The organism is Marivita sp. (assembly GCF_017643905.1).
Taxonomy (GTDB): Bacteria; Pseudomonadota; Alphaproteobacteria; order Rhodobacterales; family Rhodobacteraceae; genus Marivita.
In genome coordinates, this window is record NZ_JAEPMO010000040.1 from 1 (window position 1) to 20,115 (window position 20,115).

Annotated in this window: 22 protein-coding genes; 7 read left to right on the forward strand and 15 right to left on the reverse strand. The window is 62.1% G+C overall.

The window, feature by feature from the left end; genetic code table 11:
- Nucleotides 1-409 precede the first annotated feature (409 nt).
- Nucleotides 410-958: a peptidylprolyl isomerase gene (locus JJ869_RS08230; protein ID WP_292266018.1), complete on the reverse strand. Its 549-nt coding sequence runs from the start codon at nt 956-958 to the stop codon at nt 410-412.
- Nucleotides 951-1,457 carry a peptidylprolyl isomerase gene (locus JJ869_RS08235; RefSeq protein ID WP_292266020.1) on the reverse strand — a complete coding sequence of 169 codons (507 nt, stop codon included), beginning with the start codon at nt 1,455-1,457 and terminating at the stop codon, nt 951-953. Before JJ869_RS08235 ends, JJ869_RS08230 begins: the two co-directional genes overlap by 8 nt.
- 125 nt (nt 1,458-1,582) lie before the next feature.
- Here JJ869_RS08235 and JJ869_RS08240 point away from each other — a divergent pair, with 125 nt between their 5' ends.
- Together JJ869_RS08240 and JJ869_RS08245 are read left to right on the forward strand one after the other, a co-directional pair.
- Nucleotides 1,583-2,758, forward strand: a complete 1,176-nt coding sequence (locus JJ869_RS08240; protein WP_292266023.1) for a phosphoglycerate kinase — start codon at nt 1,583-1,585, stop codon at nt 2,756-2,758.
- 138 nt (nt 2,759-2,896) lie between these two features.
- Nucleotides 2,897-3,199: a septum formation initiator family protein gene (locus JJ869_RS08245; protein WP_292266025.1), complete on the forward strand. Its 303-nt coding sequence runs from the start codon at nt 2,897-2,899 to the stop codon at nt 3,197-3,199.
- A 56-nt stretch (nt 3,200-3,255) separates the two neighbouring features.
- On the opposite strand, the gene JJ869_RS08250 is transcribed toward JJ869_RS08245, so the two are convergent.
- A complete protein-coding gene (locus JJ869_RS08250) occupies nt 3,256-5,046 on the reverse strand; it encodes a hypothetical protein (protein ID WP_292266028.1) in 1,791 nt (596 codons plus the stop codon).
- A gap of 293 nt (nt 5,047-5,339) precedes the next feature.
- Here JJ869_RS08250 and pdhA point away from each other — a divergent pair, with 293 nt between their 5' ends.
- From pdhA to JJ869_RS08275, 5 genes are read left to right on the forward strand one after another with little or no spacing between them, the layout of a single operon-like run.
- Nucleotides 5,340-6,353, forward strand: a complete 1,014-nt coding sequence (gene pdhA / locus JJ869_RS08255; protein ID WP_292266031.1) for a pyruvate dehydrogenase (acetyl-transferring) E1 component subunit alpha — start codon at nt 5,340-5,342, stop codon at nt 6,351-6,353.
- Nucleotides 6,350-6,895 carry a hypothetical protein gene (locus JJ869_RS08260; protein ID WP_292266033.1) on the forward strand — a complete coding sequence of 182 codons (546 nt, stop codon included), beginning with the start codon at nt 6,350-6,352 and terminating at the stop codon, nt 6,893-6,895. The genes pdhA and JJ869_RS08260 overlap by 4 nt, the downstream gene beginning before the upstream one ends.
- Before the next feature lies 1 nt (nt 6,896).
- A complete protein-coding gene (locus tag JJ869_RS08265; RefSeq protein WP_292266036.1) occupies nt 6,897-8,279 on the forward strand; it encodes a pyruvate dehydrogenase complex E1 component subunit beta in 1,383 nt (460 codons plus the stop codon).
- Nucleotides 8,276-8,530 (forward strand): hypothetical protein, encoded by a 255-nt coding sequence (locus JJ869_RS08270; protein ID WP_292266039.1) that lies wholly within the window; start codon nt 8,276-8,278, stop codon nt 8,528-8,530. The genes JJ869_RS08265 and JJ869_RS08270 overlap by 4 nt, the downstream gene beginning before the upstream one ends.
- A gap of 1 nt (nt 8,531) precedes the next feature.
- The gene (locus JJ869_RS08275; RefSeq protein ID WP_292266042.1) at nt 8,532-9,815 is read left to right on the forward strand and encodes a pyruvate dehydrogenase complex dihydrolipoamide acetyltransferase; all 1,284 of its coding nucleotides are present in this window, start codon (nt 8,532-8,534) and stop codon (nt 9,813-9,815) included.
- A gap of 121 nt (nt 9,816-9,936) precedes the next feature.
- On the opposite strand, the gene cysE is transcribed toward JJ869_RS08275, so the two are convergent.
- The 12 genes from cysE to JJ869_RS08335 all read right to left on the reverse strand — a co-directional run bounded on the left by cysE (nt 9,937) and on the right by JJ869_RS08335 (nt 20,052).
- On the reverse strand, nt 9,937-10,746 hold the full coding sequence (gene cysE, locus JJ869_RS08280; protein WP_085629650.1) for a serine O-acetyltransferase: 810 nt from the start codon (nt 10,744-10,746) through the stop codon (nt 9,937-9,939).
- Between the two features lie 434 nt (nt 10,747-11,180).
- Nucleotides 11,181-15,122, reverse strand: a complete 3,942-nt coding sequence (locus JJ869_RS08285; protein ID WP_292266045.1) for a glycoside hydrolase/phage tail family protein — start codon at nt 15,120-15,122, stop codon at nt 11,181-11,183.
- A 4-nt stretch (nt 15,123-15,126) separates the two neighbouring features.
- Nucleotides 15,127-15,570: a peptidase gene (locus JJ869_RS08290; RefSeq protein ID WP_292266047.1), complete on the reverse strand. Its 444-nt coding sequence runs from the start codon at nt 15,568-15,570 to the stop codon at nt 15,127-15,129.
- Nucleotides 15,567-16,454, reverse strand: a complete 888-nt coding sequence (locus tag JJ869_RS08295) for a DUF2163 domain-containing protein (RefSeq protein ID WP_292266049.1) — start codon at nt 16,452-16,454, stop codon at nt 15,567-15,569. The genes JJ869_RS08290 and JJ869_RS08295 overlap by 4 nt, the downstream gene beginning before the upstream one ends.
- A complete protein-coding gene (locus tag JJ869_RS08300) occupies nt 16,451-17,083 on the reverse strand; it encodes a DUF2460 domain-containing protein (protein WP_292266051.1) in 633 nt (210 codons plus the stop codon). The genes JJ869_RS08295 and JJ869_RS08300 overlap by 4 nt, the downstream gene beginning before the upstream one ends.
- A 12-nt stretch (nt 17,084-17,095) precedes the next feature.
- Nucleotides 17,096-17,746: a phage tail tape measure protein gene (locus JJ869_RS08305; RefSeq protein ID WP_292266054.1), complete on the reverse strand. Its 651-nt coding sequence runs from the start codon at nt 17,744-17,746 to the stop codon at nt 17,096-17,098.
- Nucleotides 17,739-17,933, reverse strand: coding sequence for a rcc01693 family protein (locus tag JJ869_RS08310; RefSeq protein WP_292266056.1), 195 nt, complete (start codon nt 17,931-17,933; stop codon nt 17,739-17,741). The genes JJ869_RS08305 and JJ869_RS08310 overlap by 8 nt, the downstream gene beginning before the upstream one ends.
- The gene (locus JJ869_RS08315; protein ID WP_292266057.1) at nt 17,930-18,250 is read right to left on the reverse strand and encodes a gene transfer agent family protein; all 321 of its coding nucleotides are present in this window, start codon (nt 18,248-18,250) and stop codon (nt 17,930-17,932) included. Before JJ869_RS08315 ends, JJ869_RS08310 begins: the two co-directional genes overlap by 4 nt.
- 2 nt (nt 18,251-18,252) lie before the next feature.
- Nucleotides 18,253-18,669 carry a phage major tail protein, TP901-1 family gene (locus JJ869_RS08320; protein ID WP_292266058.1) on the reverse strand — a complete coding sequence of 139 codons (417 nt, stop codon included), beginning with the start codon at nt 18,667-18,669 and terminating at the stop codon, nt 18,253-18,255.
- A 47-nt stretch (nt 18,670-18,716) separates the two neighbouring features.
- On the reverse strand, nt 18,717-19,127 hold the full coding sequence (locus tag JJ869_RS08325; protein WP_292266060.1) for a DUF3168 domain-containing protein: 411 nt from the start codon (nt 19,125-19,127) through the stop codon (nt 18,717-18,719).
- Entirely contained in the window at nt 19,124-19,462 is a 339-nt protein-coding gene (locus tag JJ869_RS08330) for a head-tail adaptor protein (protein WP_292266062.1), read from the reverse strand. Before JJ869_RS08330 ends, JJ869_RS08325 begins: the two co-directional genes overlap by 4 nt.
- Complete coding sequence (locus JJ869_RS08335) at nt 19,459-20,052, reverse strand: head-tail connector protein (RefSeq protein WP_292266064.1); 594 nt, start codon at nt 20,050-20,052, stop codon at nt 19,459-19,461. The genes JJ869_RS08330 and JJ869_RS08335 overlap by 4 nt, the downstream gene beginning before the upstream one ends.
- Nucleotides 20,053-20,115 lie beyond the last annotated feature (63 nt).

A 20,115-nucleotide genomic window follows, 5' to 3' on the forward strand; every position in this document is an offset into this window, starting at 1 on the left:
AGCCGACTACGGTGCTTCATGGCAAGACCAAATTGCAGGGTTTTCAATGCAATAATACAAAACCCTGCGGGAAATGGCTACAGGAATCACAGTTTATTCATTCATTATCAACAGCTTGGGCGTTGTTCAGGACGGACTAACGACAGTATCGTTCCACGCATGACAAAACCTCCCCCACTATGCGTTCAGCTTGCCTCAAAATACCTTAGCTGCACAGCCCAACACACGCGTCTGTGACAGGGCGCGATCCCATGCTTCTTCTATTTACAAATACGCAAATGCGCTTTTGCAAATTTGCAAACCCTCCTGCCGGAGGCGTGACTTTGCAAACTGCGCCAAGCGCCCATGCCGCCCGAAGGCGGAAACGGCAAAACCTGCGCGTGGCCCGACTGGGCCACGCACATTCAGATCATTCGGTGACCGTGACCGTGCTCATCACATCCGGACGGCCCATGACTTCGCCATTGCGGCCTTCACCGCGCTTGATCGCGTCGACCACATCCATGCCTTCGGTCACGGTGCCGACCACCGTGTACTGACCGTTCAGGAAATAGCCTTCCTGAAACATGATGAAGAACTGCGAATTGGCCGAGTTCGGGTTCTGCGACCGAGCCATACCCACGACACCACGGTCAAACGGCAGGTCCGAAAACTCAGCCGGCAGATCCGGGCGACTGGAGCCGCCACGACCCGCCATCCGCATATCGCCGCCGTCGATCTTGCCGAATTCGACATCGCCGGTCTGAGCCATGAAGCCGTCGATCACCCGGTGAAAGACAACGCCGTCATAGGCACCCTCTTCCGCCAGAGCGGTGATCTGTGCCACGTGCTGCGGGGCCACATCCTCGAACAGGTCGATCACGACAGTGCCATTGGCCTCGCCCGCGATCTCGATCTGCAATCCGGTGGCCAGCGCCGGGGACGCCAGCAGGGAAAAGGCAATCGCCAGCTTACGCATCCGCGGCCACCTTGACGGAGATCATCCGGTCCGGGTTTGCAGGCGGCTCGCCACGGGTGATGGCGTCCACATGCTCCATACCGGAAATCACGCGGCCATAGACCGTGTACTGACCGTTCAGGAAATGGTTGTCCTTGAAGTTGATGAAGAACTGCGAATTGGCGGAATTCGGGTTCTGCGACCGCGCCGCGCCCAATGTGCCCCGGTCATGCGGCAGTTTGGAAAACTCCGCCGGCAGGTCCGGCAGGTCCGACCCACCTGTGCCCGCGCGGCGCAGGTTGAAGCCGTCTTCCATGTCGCCGTGCTCAACATCACCGGTCTGCGCCATGAAGCCGTCGATCACCCGGTGGAAACACACGTTGTCATAGGCGCCCGACCGCGCCAGTTCCTTCATGCGCTCGGCATGTTTGGGGGCCACATCGGGCAGCAACTCGATGGTGACGGTGCCGTCCTTCAACTCGATCAGGATGGTGTTCTCGGGGTCTTTGATCTCGGCCATGCCGTGCTCCTTCAGATGGTAAGTTGCGGCAAGACTTAAAGCGCAGGTGCCGGATTGCCAAGGACTGCATTGACGTCTGCGCCGCACATCGCCATCACGGGGCTGACTCGGATCAGGAGGGGCAAATGGCCTGGAAAACGCTCGACGACATGGACCTCGCTGGCAAACGCGTGCTGACGCGGGTGGATATCAACGTGCCGTTGGAGAACGGTCAGGTGACGGACGCCACGCGGATCACCCGGATCGTGCCGACGATCACCGACATTCTGGCCAAGGGCGGCACGCCGATCCTGCTGGCGCATTTCGGTCGCCCCAAGGGCAAACCGAACCCCGAGATGAGCCTGAAACTGGTGCAACCCGCGCTGGAAGACGCACTTGGGCGCAGCGTGACCTTCATGGAGCGCCCGTCGCGGTCCGATATCGACGCCCTACCCGCCGATGCGGTTGTTTTGGTGGAGAACACCCGATTTAGCCCGATGGAAGAGGCCAACGATCCCAAGATGGCAGAATTCCTAGCCTCGCTGGGCGACGTGTTCTGCAACGACGCCTTCTCCGCAGCGCACCGCGCCCATGCGTCGACCACAGGTGTGGCGCATCTTCTGCCCTCTTGCGCGGGTCGCCTGATGGAGGCGGAACTGCGAGCGCTTGAAGCAGCACTCAGCAACCCGCAGCGCCCGGTCGTCGCAGTTGTTGGTGGCGCAAAAGTGTCGACTAAGCTCGACCTTTTGTCGAACCTCGTCGAAAAGGTCGACATCCTCGTGATCGGCGGCGGGATGGCCAATACCTTTCTTGCCGCGCAGGGCGTCGATGTTGGCAAATCGCTTTGCGAGCATGATCTGGCCGACACCGCACGCGCCATCGCGGAAAAAGCCGCGACCACGGGCTGCGAAGTGCTTTTGCCGCGTGACGTTGTCGTCGCGCGGGAATTCAAAGCGGGCGCTGCATCCGAAACCGTCAAAGCCGAAGACTGCCCGGCGGATGCGATGATCCTTGACGCGGGTCCCGACAGCGTGGCGCATATCTGCCAGGCCTTCGACCGTGCAAAAACCCTGATCTGGAACGGCCCGCTGGGCGCGTTCGAAATCCCGCCTTTCGATGCCGCAACAAACGCGGCAGCGGCCTATGCGGCGGGTCTGAGCCGGTCGGGCAAGCTGATCTCGGTCGCAGGTGGCGGTGACACGGTGGCGGCGCTCAACAAGGCAGATGCCTCTGAGAGCTTTACCTATATCTCGACGGCGGGCGGTGCCTTCCTTGAATGGATGGAAGGCAAAACCCTGCCAGGTGTGGCCGCTTTGGGCTGATCCCTGCCGCAAGGCGAGTCCTGAAAGCAACACTCAAGGACACAGGTAAATTTTCGAAACAAGGGGAATTCCATCGCGGAGTCCCCTATGCAATTGTAGTCGCACGCGCCCGAAAAGAGGCGCGATCAGAGGCAAATGATGACCCAACACCGCACCCGACCGGCCCTTGGTGGACTTGTGTATTTCGCAGGCTCGTTCTGCGTGGGTGCCTATTTCATCTTTGCCGCAGTCCAAGGCGATTACGGTGTGTTTCGCCGGGCGGAAATCCTTGTTGAAACCCGCGAACTTGAGACCGAGTTGCAGGAATTGCAGGTCGAATTGGCGCGGATGGAGAACCTCACCCGGCGCCTGTCAGACACCTATCTTGACCTCGATCTTCTGGATGAGCGCACCCGCGACATGTTGGGCATGATCCGCACGGATGAAATCGTCGTCCGATAAGTCTTTTGTGACAATGGTGTAGACAAGGACCGCACCCTAGGGGCACGGACCTTGGGTCACATGAACATCGCCAAAATGCCAAGGAACGGCAGGAACATCATCAGATCGGCCATTCCGGCTGTCTCGTCGTCCTCCTCCGTTTCGCTATCTTCCAGCGCGGTGACCTCTTCAAAGGCCAGCGTTTCCGCGATCCCTGCCGTTGCTGCAACGGTCGGAAAGTCGATGGCAGCAGGTTCCGAGACGGGTTCTGCGGCAGGGTCGACTGCGGCTTCCGATGGCAGGACTTCGTCCGTGAAATTGTCGATCAGTGGATCAGGCAGCGCCTCGGGCAATTCGTCCGAGATGACGTCCTGAAAATCCTGTGACGGGGTAAAGCCGAACATGCGCACCTGCATGATTTCCCCCTGATCCATCTGGACCTGCAGGGAGGTGCCACTCAGCACGAGCGACGGATCGATCTGTTCAACAACCGCGTCAGACGTGTTGACCCCAATCGGGGCACCATCGGCAACGCCGAGGATCGAAATCTCGACCCGGCCCGCATCGGTGATCAAGCCCGAGAAATCGACTTCGATGTCGGCTCCGGCAGCGTCCGTGGCTGCGATGTAGAACAGCAACTCGTCCGGTTCCCAGAAGCCATGCAGCGAAATGCCGTCTTCCTGCACCTCGGTATCGCGGCCCGATTCCGGCGTCAGATCAAGCGCGATCTTACCCGGCATTGCCTCTTGCATCATGTTGAACATGGCGCCGCCGGGCGTCAGATCGGCCTGACCGTCATCGACACTCAGCGTGTTGGGGGTGTTCTGGATCAACGGCCAGACATGCGCCTGTTCCACGTCGAAGCGCATGAACTCTTCCATGATGTTGATCATCTCGTGCGATTGGAAGAGGCCGAAATCGGTAGACCGGTCCAGACTGTCGGTATTGCCAGCGGTGTTCCACTCGGTCACGGCAATCTGCGCATCGGGGATCTGTTCGCCCCATGTCTGGTCGGTCTCGTTCAGGAAAAAGCTGCGCTGGCCCTCGTTCACCTGACCGCGCGAATAAACATGCACCGCCACCTGATCGACAGCCGCGCGTTCCGCTTCGGTATCGAATTCCGAGAGGATCATTTCGTTGGCGACATGGGTCCAGTTGATCGCACCCGAGCTGTAAAGGCTGTCTGCGCCAAGGTTCAGGTTATAGGTCGTGTTGAGGTCGGCAAGAATGTCCGCGCTCGACATGTCGGCGCTGTAGTCATCCGACAGGCGCGCGAAATCAAAATTGGTGCCGGACTGCACGATGATTTCGGCATCCGAGTTCTGCAGGCTGAGCTCGTCATTGACGATCACCGCCATTTCGCTGGCAAGGCGGCCGTACTCGACCGACGACATCTGGCCACTGCCCCAATATTCATTGCCCAGCTCGAACGCTTCGATCTCGGCGGTGCCGTGCACACCGTTGACCACGTCGCGGACAAACCCGCGCAGAGCGTCTTCGTCAATGGCAGCAAAGCGGTCGCCATTGGCGTCGGTGGTCTCGGACAGCAGGTTGCGCGTCGGAATAACGATTGTGACGGACAAGCCTTCTTCACCGGCATAATTCAGCGCCTCGTTCAGAGGGATGAATTCGCGCAGTTCGCCGGTGTCCCGATCCGCGACAATGGTCGCGTTCGGATCGGTGATGTCGAAATAGCGCTCAGTCAGGGAACCACCCGGATAACGGAACGATCCGACACCCAGCTCTTCGATCAGGCGATCATAATCTCCGCCCTGTTCTAATGTAGAGCGGGTCGCAAGCACGTTTGCGCCAAAAAGTCCTTGGCTGGCTTGCGATCCCATAAATCCATAGGCGTTGATTTCAGGCATAAATGCGGCATCCGAATGAGCAGGTGATCATAATTTCTCCTCATTTTTGCCTAGATGTCTCTAGGATTGTTAAAATCCGCCCCATTTTGGCCGTTATTGTACGGTCGCCCTCAACAGTGCGTACCTCCTCTCTGCAATTGTCTTGCCAGTTCAGATGCCAGCCTGTGGAAAAGTGACCGAATCGCCAAAATTCGCCAAAATCCGGATCACGATCGCCCCTTGCCTTTGACGGAGCGTTGATCGTAGGCTTCGTGAAAAAGTTTAACGCTAAACTTCTTGCAGGGAGGCGCCCCATGGCGGCACGGAAAACATCGGCAAAGGCCACGAGCCTGCCGAATGTCTCGGCAGAGGAACTGACGGCCTATTACCGCGACATGCTGCTGATCCGTCGGTTCGAAGAAAAAGCCGGTCAGCTTTACGGAATGGGCCTCATCGGCGGGTTCTGTCACCTCTATATCGGGCAGGAAGCCGTCGTGGTCGGTCTCGAAGCCGCCGCCAGCGAGGGCGACAAGCGCATCACCTCCTACCGCGATCACGGTCACATGCTGGCCTGCGGCATGGACCCGAACGGCGTGATGGCCGAACTCACGGGACGCGAAGGCGGCTATTCCAAGGGCAAAGGCGGCTCTATGCACATGTTCTCAAAAGAGAAACATTTCTACGGTGGCCACGGCATCGTCGGCGCGCAGGTGCCGTTAGGTGCGGGTCTTGCTTTTGCGGACAAGTACAAGGGCACCGACCGCGTCACCTTCACCTATTTCGGCGATGGCGCCGCCAACCAGGGCCAGGTCTATGAGACCTTCAACATGGCGGCTCTTTGGCAGCTTCCGGTGATTTTCGTCATCGAAAACAATCAGTACGCCATGGGCACCGCACAGCGCCGGTCAACCTCGACCCCCGATTTGCACACCCGTGGTGCTGCCTTCGGCATCCCCGGCGAAGCGGTGGATGGGATGGACGTGCTCGCGGTCAAAGCCGCAGGCGACAAGGCGGTCACACACTGCCGGTCCGGCAAAGGCCCCTACATCCTCGAGGTCAAAACCTATCGCTATCGCGGCCATTCCATGTCGGACCCGGCCAAGTACCGCACCCGTGAAGAGGTGCAGAAAATGCGCGAGGAACGCGACGCCATCGAACACGTCCGCGAGATGCTGCTGCAGGGCGGCCATGCGACCGAGGACGACCTCAAGACCATCGACAAGGAGATCAAGGCCATCGTCAACGCCAGCGCAGATTTCGCCCGCGAAAGCCCGGAACCCAGCCTCGATGAGCTGTGGACCGATATCTACGCAAAGGAGGCGGTATGAGCAGAATGCGCTGTGCTGCGATAGCCGCAGTTACATCGGCCATAGTTATTGGTAGCGCGGCACACGCCGAAACTCCGGCAGACGTGCTCGAACGGCTCATCCCTCAAAGTGGCGCGGGTGAAGATGTCGATTACTTCGTTCCTGACGTGGATTTGAAAGTCACAGGTTGCGAGCTGGCCTATATTACCTTCGGCCGCGACGACGAGTTTGATTATTCATCGGTGCGAACCGTCGATGCAGGCCACGTACAGGTATCGCATGCAGTGCTTGATTACTTTCAGGGTGATATAATCATGCCGATGCGCAGTGCGTTTAAAGTCATCGATGTGTCGACATACAGCAACGTATCTCCCAAGGCGCGAGAAAAGCTGGCAGCTATGCATAACATGCGATGCGAAGATACTGGCTGCATGTTCCAGCGCGAATACTCGACACTGAGAATGACGATCTACCCAGAATATCAAAAAGGCAAACCAGCGCCCCTGAACGATATTTTCGTCGCAATGAGTCAATTGGCCGAAACCTGCAGAGAGGATAGCTGATATGGCAACCGAAGTTCTCATGCCCGCCCTCTCGCCGACGATGGAAGAAGGCACGCTAGCCAAGTGGCTGGTCAAGGAAGGCGACACCGTTTCGGCGGGTGACATCATGGCCGAGATCGAGACCGACAAGGCGACGATGGAATTCGAAGCCGTGGACGAAGGGATCGTCGGCAAGATCCTGATCCCCGAAGGCACCGAAGGTGTCCGGGTCAACACCCCCATCGCGGTGCTTGTCGAAGCGGGCGAACGCGTCGAGGACGCAGCGCCTACAGCTCCGGCACAGGCACTTGCCCCTGCGGACAAAGCGCAAAGTTCCGAAGACCAGCCCGCCGCTGGCATGGCGCATCCCGAACCTGTGCAAGTCGTCGCCAAAGCCGAAGCGCCGTGGCCAGACGGCACCAAGACCAAACAGACCACTGTGCGCGAAGCCCTGCGCGACGCGATGGCCGAAGAAATGCGCCGCGACGAGGACGTGTTCCTCATGGGCGAAGAGGTCGGCGAATATCAGGGCGCCTACAAGATCAGCCAAGGCCTGCTGGACGAATTTGGCGCGCGCCGGGTGATGGACACACCGATCACCGAACATGGTTTCGCAGGCATTGCTGTGGGTGCCGCTTTCGGCGGCCTGCGTCCGATCGTCGAATTCATGACGTTCAACTTCGCGATGCAAGCGATTGATCAAATTATCAACTCCGCCGCCAAGACACTCTATATGTCCGGCGGCCAGATGGGCGCCCCGATGGTGTTCCGTGGCCCCAATGGTGCTGCCGCGCGCGTCGGCGCGCAGCACTCGCAGGACTACGCCGCCTGGTACGCGCACATCCCCGGCCTCAAGGTTGTGATGCCCTACTCGGCCTCCGACGCCAAAGGGCTGCTGAAAACCGCGATCCGCGATCCGAACCCGGTGATCTTTCTTGAGAACGAAATCCTCTACGGCAAAACCTTCGAAGTGCCCGAGATCGAGGATTACACCGTCCCCTTCGGCAAGGCCCGTGTCTGGCGCGAAGGGAGCGATGTCACTATCGTCAGCTTCGGCATCGGCATGACTTACGCGCTGGACGCCGCTGAAAAGCTTGCAAAAGACGGGATCGACGCCGAGGTGATCGACCTGCGCACGCTGCGCCCGATTGACTATGATACGGTGATCGCAAGCGTTCAGAAAACCAACCGCTGCATCACGGTCGAGGAAGGCTTCCCAGTGGGCGCCATCGGCAACCACCTGTCGGCCGTCATCATGGAACGCGCGTTTGACTACCTCGACGCACCGGTGCTGAACCTGACCGGCAAGGACGTGCCCATGCCCTATGCCGCGAACCTCGAAAAACACGCGCTGGTGACCACGGCAGAAGTGGTCGAGGCGGCGAAAAAGGTCTGCTACAGATGAGCGATGATCTGACAGTCCGCACCCGCGACGTCACCCGCGAGGCCTATCACGTGGTCACACCCGAAGGCGCGGCATTCGTTCCGGAATGCCTGATGGACAGGTTCCCGAACGAGGCCCGGCCCGCGCATCAATCGGCTTATAAATGGATCGGCGCGCACAAGCGCCAGATCACCAAGGCCGTGGCCGCGCTAAAAGCCGGGAAAACGCCCAACGACCCTTACGACCTCATCACCCTGATCGAGGAGACCTGACATGCCCATCAAAATTCTCATGCCCGCCCTGTCGCCCACGATGGAGGACGGCACGCTGGCAAAATGGCTGGTCAAGGAAGGCGACGCGGTATCTTCGGGCGACGTGATTGCCGAGATCGAAACCGACAAGGCAACGATGGAATTCGAGGCTGTGGATGACGGTGTGATCGGCAAGATCCTCGTGGCCGAGGGTACCGAAGCGGTCAAGGTCAACACCCCCATCGCTGTCCTGCTCGAAGACGGCGAAAGTGCCGATGATCTGGGCGCAGCCCCTGAGCCCACCCCGCAAGCGGCCCCACCCAAACCCGCCGAAGCCGCCGTAGCATCAACGCCCACTGCCGCGCCCCCCGCGCCCGCCAAAAGCGGTGACCGCGTCTTCGCCTCGCCCCTCGCGCGCCGCATCGCCGCCGAAAAGGGCCTCGACCTGAGCCAGATCACCGGCTCCGGCCCGCGCGGACGCATCGTCAAAGCCGACGTCGAGGGTGCCACCGCACAACCCGCCGCCGCCCCGGCCCCAGCCGCAGCCCCTGCCGCATCTGCTCCGGCTGCCAAACCGGTCGATGCCAGCGCGATTGCCCGCATGTACGAAGGCCGCGCCTACACGGAACTGCCGCTCGACGGCATGCGCAAGACCATCGCGGCCCGGCTCACCGAGGCCAAACAGACCATCCCGCATTTCTACCTGCGCCGGTCCGTCACTCTTGACCCGCTGATGGCCTTCCGCGCCCAGCTCAACGCGCAGCTTGAAAAACGCGGCGTCAAACTCAGCGTTAACGACTTCATCATCAAAGCCTGCGCGCTCGCGCTGCAACAGTTGCCTGCCGCCAATGCCGTCTGGGCCGGTGACCGTATCCTGCAATTGGAGCCCTCGGATGTGGCCGTGGCCGTTGCCATCGAAGGCGGGCTTTTCACACCCGTTCTGAAAGACGCACACCAGAAATCCCTGTCCGCACTCTCTGCCGAGATGAAGGATCTGGCCACACGCGCCCGCGACCGCAAGCTGGCACCGCACGAATACCAAGGCGGCAGCTTCGCCATCTCGAACCTTGGCATGTTCGGGATCGAGAATTTCGATGCGGTCATCAACCCACCCCACGGTGCAATCCTTGCGGTCGGGGCCGGGATGAAAAAACCGGTTGTCGGAGAAGACGGAAATCTGACCGTCGCAACGGTCATGTCCATGACGCTCTCCGTCGATCACCGCGTGATCGACGGCGCTCTCGGCGCGGAACTCCTGCAAGCCATTGTCGACAATCTGGAAAACCCGATGGCCATGCTGGCCTGACCCGGTCTTCTCTGGTTCAAAAATACTTCGGGGAGTCGCCCATCCGGGCGACGGGGGCAGCGCCCCCAAGTGTTTCCGTTAACGGAAACAGGCGATGCGTCACCGCATCGCCCTCCTCACATCACGCGCCGGAGCGCAAAATCTGATCCATGCTGATCGCTGGCTGCGAACATCCGGCCTCACCCACGATCCGCGCCGGCACACCTGCCACGGTCTTGCAAGGCGGCACTTCCTCAAGAACAACCGATCCGGCAGCCACGCGCGAGCAATTGCCGACCTTGATATTGCCCAGCACCTTGGCCCCGGCTCCAATCAGAACACCGTCACCGATCTTCGGATGGCGATCCTCCTCTTCCTTGCCGGTCCCGCCCAGCGTCACCGAATGGAGCATGGAAACGTTGTCGCCGACGACCGCCGTTTCCCCGATCACGATGGAATGAGCGTGGTCGATCATAATCCCCTGCCCAATTTTCGCCGCCGGATGGATATCGACGCCAAACGCCTCGGAACATCGCATCTGCACGAAATAGGCGAGATCTGTCCGCCCCTGCCGCCAGAGCCAATTGCCAACGCGGTAGCACTGGATCGCCTGGAATCCCTTGAAGAAGAGCAGCGGCTGAAGGAACCGATGGCAGGCCGGGTCACGCTCGTACACCGCCACGATGTCCGCGCGCGCCGCCATGGCGAGACTCGGATCCGAGGCAAAGGCCTCGTCACAAATCTCGCGCAGGATCTGCTCGGTCATCTCACCATTGGCGAGCTTGAGCGAAATCCGGTAGCTCAGCGCCCGCTCAAGGCTCGGGTGGTGCAACACCGAATAATGGATCATTCCGCCCAAAAGCGGCTCCTTGGCCACTGCCTCGTCCGCTTCCTTGACGATGCGTCCCCAAACCGGGTCGACCGATGCGAGTTTCGCGCGTGTTTCAGCCATGCCATCTCTCCTTTGACGGTCTGACTTTAGCAGATAGGATCCAAATTCGAAAACGCAAAGCTGTGATGGCAAGGATCAGCGCCCGGAATGCGCAAAAGGTCCGACGTGCCTGATCGCCCAAACAGGGTCTGCCGCACCTTAAACCGCGCCTTTGGACGTTTCGTGCCGCGCCCTGAGCGCCTCAAGAACGCCAATCCAAGCCGTTAATCCCGCCGCACATTCAAAAGAAACCGATCCACGATGCGCGTGGCGCTGCGCCGCTCCCATCAGGCTGCCATCTCCAAAAACCGGATGTGCAGAACGGTAACGCCGCCGATATAATTCAGCCTGATCCGCCTCCCGGATCAGCGCCACTATCATCTCGGCGTGGCGCTCCGGTGGCGCAGCGGACAAAACAGATACCGCCGCCAACACATCATTGTAGATCACGGGCGTCACAGCGCGACTGTGACCCCAACAGCCGGTCCCGCACCGAACCGATCCGAAACCTGCGCAACCTCGATACCCACCGCTCCGGTAGCGCCATCTTCGGACTGCATGGCAGTGGTATAGACCCATTCTGATGCTGTCAGCTTCACGCTCCGAACCACCGCCCCGCCGCTCAGAACCCTCAGCGCGTATGCCTCGCGATCTTCGCCCAAAGGGATCTCGGGCAAGTCCCAGCCATCCGCATCCAACCGTGCACGGCGGATCCATGTCAGCGACAATCCGCCGGCTATCGCCTCGGCGCTCAGATGCACGGGGCTGTAGGGCCGCAATCCGTTGCCGGCAAAAGCCTGAACCGAATGCTGATACGCAGCGTGGCCATAAGCCTTGTCCGCCGGACCAACCCGGAAATGCCGCGCCTGCCCCCGCAACGCCGATGCCAATGCAATCTGGCGCGGTGTGCCATCCAGCCGCACGAAATACGCGCCCTTGGCCAACACCTCTGGCGTCAGCGCGTCGGTACCGAACTGCCCTCGCAGCAGATGGCGCAACCGCCAAAGCCCAGGACCGATCAACTCTGCCGTCTGGAACTGGATGATCTCCCACCCGCCCGGATCACCGGATCCGATGGCAGCTAGGTTTGCCCCACCCAGCAACCCTGTCTCGCTGACCGAGAAGAGGCTACCCGACGTCAGCGCCACTTCGATCTGCGTTGCATGGTCCACCAGCCCAGACGGTGCGCGTGCCACCGGAGACAATGTAACCCCTACGGTCGATGCCACTCCGACAAGCCCGTTCAAGACGTATCCCGCATCTTCGGCCGCGTCATAAACGGCCACATCGCCGGGCCATGGGTCTGCGGTCACCGCCAGATGCGGTGCATGGGGCACCTCGTCACCCGTGATAAGTGGCAGATCGAGGAACAGCGGCAGCACTGGCCCCGAGGTCACAAACCGCCGTGAAGGCGTTGGATCATCCGGGAAATCCGCCGGTTGGTACACCTCCGGCTCAACCCGCACCGCGTCGATCAGTTGATGCGTGGTTTGCTCCACCCGATCGATGCGCACCGTCATGTCGCCCGCCTCGCGCGGCAAACGCACCCTATCCCCCGCGCCCAGCGCCTGTTGCGACAAGGGCAGCGCAAAGCGCACCGCGTCCCGCGAGACCCGTGCCTCGCTCAGCCAGCGTTCCACCGCTTGCCGCCCCTCGGGCCGCGTCAAGAGGAGCGGCACCTCGCTTTCGGCAACCGCGTGCGTGCCCTCGTCCGGCAGGACGGATTCCTCCGAGATATTGCGATAATCCCCATCTGCCTCGACAAAGTTCAACCGCACCCGGCCCGACATGTCCGCTTCGGAGCTGCGCGATTGCGCCACCTCACTGCCAAGTTCGTCATTCAGGGCAAGCTGCGCCATATCCAGCCTGACGGCCCGCGCGCCATCGCGGTTGCGGAACACAACCACCCCGTCCCGTTCAATCGCATCGAACCCATAGGCCAGCATCAGCGGTTGCAACACCCGCCGCGCATCCGACACATCCGGCGCAAGATATCCGCGCACAAAACCATAAAGCCGGCTCACGTCATAGTCCCGCAACCCGGAGCGTTCGCAAATCTCGGCCACAACCGACGCCAATGTGCGACCCGACACCCGGCCGTTGATCCAGTGCCCGCGCCGGTAGTTCGGCCCGTCCGACCACATCTCGTCCGTGTTCGGAAACCACGGATAGGGCCGCGCGTCCCAGGCCCAGACGAACACCCGTCCCATGTCGATCATGGGCTCACCGTAAACACCCGACACCGGGTTGTTCGCCGGATCGCCCCAATAACTCAGCATTGCCCGCAGGTACTGATGCTGAATCAACTCATCCCGCAGCCCATTTGAATAGGCCGGCAACGTGCTTTCCGAGCTTTTTGGATCCAGAAACTTGTTCGGCTCATTTGTTGCCTTGTTGACAGCCGCGCAACCAATTTCTGTAAACCATATTTGCTTGCTCTCAGGCACCCACGCTGTCGGGGTCGCCTGCCGCACGCCGCCCACCCGGTTGTGATGCGGCTGCGACCACCAGTTGCGAATGTCCTTGTAGCGCCAGACCCACGGCTCGTCATAAGCCCCATCGGTGATGGGCTCGCGCAGTTGCAAATCCCGCGCTTCTTGCGACGGGTAGTACCAATCGTAGCCTTCACCTCCGGCCACGTTGGCCCTCAGGTAGTCGAGGTCATAGATCGACCCCCAACCAGCATCGGCATGGTCCTCGCCGTCCCGCCAATCGGACAAGCGCATGTAATTGTCGATCCCAATGAAATCGATATTCGGATCGGCCCAAAGCGGATCAAGGTGGAAATACGCATCCCCGCTGCCATCCTGAGGATGATAGCCGAAATACTCCGACCAATCCGCCGCATAGCCGATCTTCACCCCCGGTCCGAGGATCGCCCGACACTCCGCCGCCAGCACCCGCAGCGCCTCGACCGCTGGAAAGCCGGTTGCCCCCCGCAATTGTGTCAGGCTCCGCATCTCGGACCCGATACAGAAGGCGGTTACCCCCCCTGCAACGGCACAGAGATACGCCTGATGCAGGATAAAGCGGCGATACCCCCAGTCCTGCGGCAACTCTTCCTCATCGTCACCGCCAAGGTCCAAACCTCCTGGCGCATAGAGGACCACACCCTCCTCAACGACAAAATCGCCAACCTGAGCGCCGCCAAAGAACGCCGCCACTTCGGCATCAACCGCAGTCGTTCCCGCGATATCCCCCACCTGCCCCGGAGCGACACTTGCCGTGATCCGCCCGCGCCACGGCAGCTTGGGTTGCTCTCCCTCCCCTGTCCACGGGTTCGGCAAACTGTTCCCCGGCATCTGCTCCATCAGGATGAACGGATAATACAGTACCTCCAGCCCCTTGGCTGTCATATCCTGGATCGACTGCACAACGGACGCATCGCACGGCGTGCCCCCATACACCGGACGCCCCTCCTCAACCGGCACCAAACCGGCATCGGCCCGCACAAGCCCGCTCACCTGCCAGGGCATCGAGGCACTGTCCGCCTCGGTCTGCTCGACCTTCGGCTGGATCACGCACTCCCCACAGCGAAGGTCACTGCCGAACCAGCTTACGACCAACGACACCGCCCCGCAATCGGGCACCTCGTCCTGCAAGTGCTTAAGCGATGTGACAAAATCCGCCCGGTCCGACGGGCTGTTCACGTTGACGGTATTGGACTTGCCCGCGCCCCCATCCAGCGACACGGCCTCCGTGGCCAGCGAATACTCCCCCGTTCCGGGGATCATCGCGACCGCCCGGATCGCAAAAGGCACGTCTTCCGGATCATCCTGCACAGGCCGCGTCACCTCGAAGGAAAACTGCGGCACACGGTTGCCGAACCGCTCCAAATCGAGATCCTCGAACACGACATAAGCCGTGCCTCTATAGGCTGGCACCAAGCCCACACCCTCGACCGCCTCCATCTTCGGGTCCGGCAACTGGTCCTGCGATCCCGGATAGACCACCATGTTCAGATCATGCACCGACACCTCGGCCCCATCCGCCCAGACCCGGTTCACGCTGGTGATCTCGCCCTCGCACAAGGCCACGGCCAGGCTCACCGAATAGCTGTATTCCTTGATCGTTGGCTGCGCCGACAGCCGCTTGCCACCCCCCGATTTCGACACGTGTTCCTTGAACTGCGTCGCCCAGATGATGTGCCCGCCCACCCGCATCCGGCCAAAGATCTGCGGGATCGGCTGTCCCTCGCCCGCTGTGCTCAGCCGCAACCGGTCCAGCCGCCCGGTCTCGATTGACCGCGCTCCGCCGCCCAGCACCCGCTGGTCAATGGCCCGGCCCAAAGTTGCACCAGCAAACCGGCCCACCGCTGACATCGACAGCCCAAGCACCGACCCGCCAAGGCTGCTGCCCAGCGCAGCACCCGCCGCCGAAAGAACTAGTGTCGCCATCGCTCTATCCTTCCTGAATGTCGGGGAACGCAAACCGCGCCACGATGCGCCGCTGCCAGGGCACGCTGAGCGCCGTTTCCACCACCGCATGCCCCGAATAGGCATGGAGGAACCGCGCCTCGGCCCCGATCCGTGTCTGAAGCCCCAGATGTTTCGCCACACCACGGTCCCGCATCCGGAACAGGATCACGTCGCCCGGAGCTTCATCTTCCAGCGGTTTGGCGGACATCAACTCCGCAAGCCCACGCCACAACACCTCATACCTCTGCGGCTCCGACCAGTCGGGCGTGTAGGCAGGCAGAGCACAGGGCTCACACCCATAAAGCCCCCGCCAAACGCCCCGCAGTAGCCCCAAACAATCCGAACCAGCACCGCGCACACTCGCCTGATGTACATAAGGCGTCCCGATCCAGCGCCGCGCCTCGGCGACAATCGCATCCTCCCTCACCGCAAGCTCCCGCCACCGCGTGACCGCGTTGCTGTTGGATGGATCATCACCCACTCCTCCTGCGGAATGTCCGGAAACCCCTGAAAGTTGACCACATTGTCGAACTTCATCCGACAGGTCTCGAACCGCTTGTCACACCCCACGATCAGCTTGACCCGATCCCCAACGGCAACCGTCGCCCGCACAGGCTCCCACAGATCGACCTCGCGCGCGCCATCCACGAACAGCACATCGCGCTTGATCACCGCCCAAAGCCCCTCCGCTGCACCGTCCAGCACCGTCAACCGACCCCGCTGAAACCATTGCGCCGCGAACCCGCTGGCCCCGGACAGGATAAATCCACCCTTAGCCGTCACCCCGGTAACAACCGCCTCGGCCCACATGCCCGACGCCTCGGTATCCACCCCACAGGCCGCATCCCCCAGCACCGCCAGACACGGCGCTTGATAAACCCGCCCCACCGGCCGGTTGAGCCACTCCGTCAGCCCCCGCAACTCCGCCGTGAACGCACCGCCGCTGCGTGTAATCTCCCCCAACGATCCCCGAAACAACACCTTGCGCGCCGACACATCCGCCCAGTTGACCAGCCACGCCGTCACCTCGGCCCCGTCGAACCGCCCTGCCGCGATGTCCGCCTCAGTCACACTGGCATCCGACAGAGCGCCAACCGCCTCGCTGTTGTCCACCGACAGCCCTGTGACTTGCTGCACCGCTGCCGCACTCATGCCTGTGTCCGCTCGAAAAACGAGACCGTTGAAACTCAGATCCAGGTCATGATCCGTAAACCCGAACCGCCGCCCATCCCTGCGCCGCACCTCCCAGGCCCGCGCCACCGTGGTGACACCCGTCCCCAAATGCGCGGCAAGTGCTTCCGCCCCGCTCATACCCGCAGCTCCACCACTGGCACATCCGGCACCTCACCCGCCCGGAATGTCGCAGCCGAGGTCTGGATGCGATCCGTATCGAACCGCACCGGCACATCGAACTCGAACCCCGCGGTCACCGAGACACCCGCCGAGGGCGCAACAAAGAACGACACCAGCCCGGTCACCACATCGACCGAGAAACTCGCCCCTTCGACCTGCGCCACCCCGTCCAATGCCACCAGCACCGTCCCGGCAACAGGCTTCACCACCGGACGCGCATAGACCGCATCCCCCGACACATACGCCTTGCTCAACGCAAACCCCGTCGCCACGCCATCCCCGGTCCCGATCACCTGATCCGTGGCCGCGACCTGCGCCGACGGCTTGCACGATTTGAAATCCGCCCAGTCCTTCCAGCGAAACCCGTACATCTGCCCGCGCCGTGCTTCGAAGAACGCGATCAGCGTGTCGATATCGTCCATCGACCGCAGCCCGATGCCCGCATCGTACCGCCTGCGCGAGTGCGCCCACGGCGTGTTCCGCTCCTCGAACCCACTCGCCAGCGTCACCACATCCGTCCGCCGCTCCGGCCCCCCAATGGAGCCAAAGCTCAGCGCCGTCGGAAACCGCACCTCATGAAACTGCATCGCAAGCCCTCCTCACAGGTTCCGCTGGCCAGAGCCCAGCACCCGGCCGATCTGCGCCGCGATCTGGCTTTGCGAGCGCCGGAACCCCTGCACATCGGGGGTTGAGATGTTCATGACCACGTTCACCGCACGTCCACCCCCGCCACCCCGCACACCCAGCTTGCCATCAGCGCCGCGCGCCAAGGGCATGATCGCCTCTGGCCCGGCCTCCCCCATCAAACCGACACCACCCCGCATGGGGAACGTCGTCGGTCCATGCACCACGCCGCCATCCGCAAACGGCATCACCCGCCCCTGAGCAAACGATGCCCCATTGGCAAAGGGCAGCAAATTGCTGATCCCCTGCATCACCATCCCGCTCAGATGCTCTTTCACCGGGTTCACTGCCGCGCGATAACTCGCCCCGATCATCGACTGCGCTATCGTGCCCAGCGCGTCCGACAGCTTCATCCCGTCAAACACGATCCCATCAATTGCCCGACTCAATCCGCTGTTCAGCGCGCCTTCCAGCTTCGCCGCACCCTTGCCCGTCTCCGACAACGACTCGCGCACCTTCGCCATTTCTGCCTGAAAGCCACCCGCCATGCTCGATGCACCCGCAAGCGCCTCTTCCAACGCACTCACCTGCGCCTCGAACCCATCAATACCGTCCAACTCAATCATCCCGTTCCCCCTGTGTGTCCGGATACGCCGCCATCAACGTGTCCAACCCGCTCCGCCCCAAAGGCGCATCACCGCCACCCAGCAGCAGATGCAATTCCGCAGGGGTCAGCGCCCAGAACTCCGCCGGGCGCAGTCCCAGTCCGCGCACTCCGGCACGCATCAGCGCGGGCCAGTCAAAGCGGCTCACCCCTCACCCACTGGTGTGAACGCCCGCGCAAGCAATTCCGCTGCCACCCGCGCCGCCGCCAGTGGCCCGCCCTCGATCTCCGCTGCCAGCAAATCCGCCGCGCTGCCGCTCCAGCCCCCGCCGCGCAACCCCGCCACGATCAGCGCCAGCACATCCCGGCTTGAACAGCCCCCGCCCTCGAAGCGTGTCACGAGATCGACCAGCGTGTCCGCCTTGAGACTCGACTCCAGCTCCGCCAGCGCCCCCAGCGTAAGCCGCAGCACATGCGGCTCGCCGTCGATCATCAGCGTCACCTCTCCGCGCCAGGGGTTCGCCATCGTCACGCCGCCGCCGTGAACGCCACTACACCGGCCGAGGCCAGCGACAGCTCATACGTCGCCTCGCCGTTATGCGACCCGGCATATTCCAGCCCGGTCACCTGAAACGGCGCCTGCACCACGCCGAAATCCGGGATGATCACCTGAAAAGCAGGCGTCTGGCTGTCAAAGAATATCTGCCGCGCCCGCTCATCCGTGCTGGCATCCTTGAACACACCGGCACCCGAGATCGCGACACTCCGCACGCCCGCACCGGCCAGCAACTCGCGCCACCCGCCGTCGCTCTCAAGCGAAGTCACATCCACCGCTTGCGCGTTGAAACTGATCCGCGTCGCCCGCAGCCCCGCCAGCGTTTCAAACGTGCCGCTGCCATCCACATCGACCTTGATCAAAAGGTCTTTCCCGTTCTGAGCACCCATCGCCCACACTCCCTGTCTGGAAACTGTCTCTGAAATCCGAACCGCCCTCAGGCGTCATCCTCGACCCGCGCCCGGAAGGTCAGATCAATCCTGCGCCGTCCCGCCTTTTCGCGCTGCGCCAACGCCCGCTTGAAGTTCAGCGACACCAACCGGCCCCGCTCCAACACCAACCCGGCGTCGATCAGCGCATCGCACACCGCCGCCGACACTTCCTTGGCCGTCTGAAACCCCGCATCGTCCGAGATCACCGACACCACGAATTCATGCCAGGCCCCACGTCCGGTCTTGTCGCTGGCATCCGCTGCCCGCTCCGGGCCCAGCGCGACATAGAGGTCCGGCAACCGCCCCGTGGGCACCGCGTCATAGACCCGATCGCCAACCAGCCCCGAAAGCCCCGCGTCGTTCTGCAAGCGCTGATACACGGCCCCCTGCAACGCTGCCGCCACCGCATAGCTCATGTCGCGACCTCCTCATCACAAATGCAGATCAGGAACCGCCCGCCGGGATCGGCCTCCGTCACCGAATTGATCCGGAACACCCGCGCCCCATCGCGGAACCGCTGCTCCGGCAAAGGCCGCGCAGAGTGGCCCTGCGGCACAGCACGCACCAGAACCCGAAACCCGGTCACCGACACCTGCCCAGCCTCGCCAACGCCCTCGCGCCCGGACCGAGGGGTCACTTCACCCCACAGCACACCCAACGAAACCCAGCTTTCATGCATCCCGCCCGCGCCATCGGGCACCGCCTCTAGCCGCTCCAGGACCAGCTTCGATGTCAGCCGCGGCCCGCTCACGCGCCGAACCCCATGCGCATCGGGCGGTAGCGCGCGATCAGGCTCGTCACCCCGAACGGCATGCACCCCTGCCCCAGCGCGGTCTCGTCGCGGTATTCGTAGAAATGCGCCGCCAGCAGCATCACCGCCTGCGCCAGATCAGCCGGCAGATCGCCAAAGGCTTCGGCGATTCCCGCCTGAAACCGAAGCTCGGCGCTGCCATGCTCCGGGATGGACGGCAAACAGCCCCCCATCGGCACCACCTTCGGCGCATCGCCATCCGCCACCAGCGCATAGCGCGCCGCATCCACCACCGCCCCCGCGCCAAACGCATCAACCAAAGTGATCTGCGTCACCAATCGCACCGGGGCAATCGGCAACACCTGACCCGTCACATCGCGCCAGCGATGCAGGCTGCACAGGAAATCCCGCACCAAAAGCGCCTTGCCCGTCCGCGCCTCGACCGCAGCCATCGCCGCCCGCAGGAACCCGCCCAGCAAGCCGTCCTGAAGCCCGTCCTCGACAAACCCGCTGCCCATCCGTAGATGATCCCGCAACCGCGCCACCGGCAAAGCGGCATCCGGTATCTGGCTCTCTTCAATCAAATACATCCCGTGTTCTCCGCAAACCTGTCCCTCGTTCAGAGGCCGGTACATTGTCGGACGCGCGCCGCC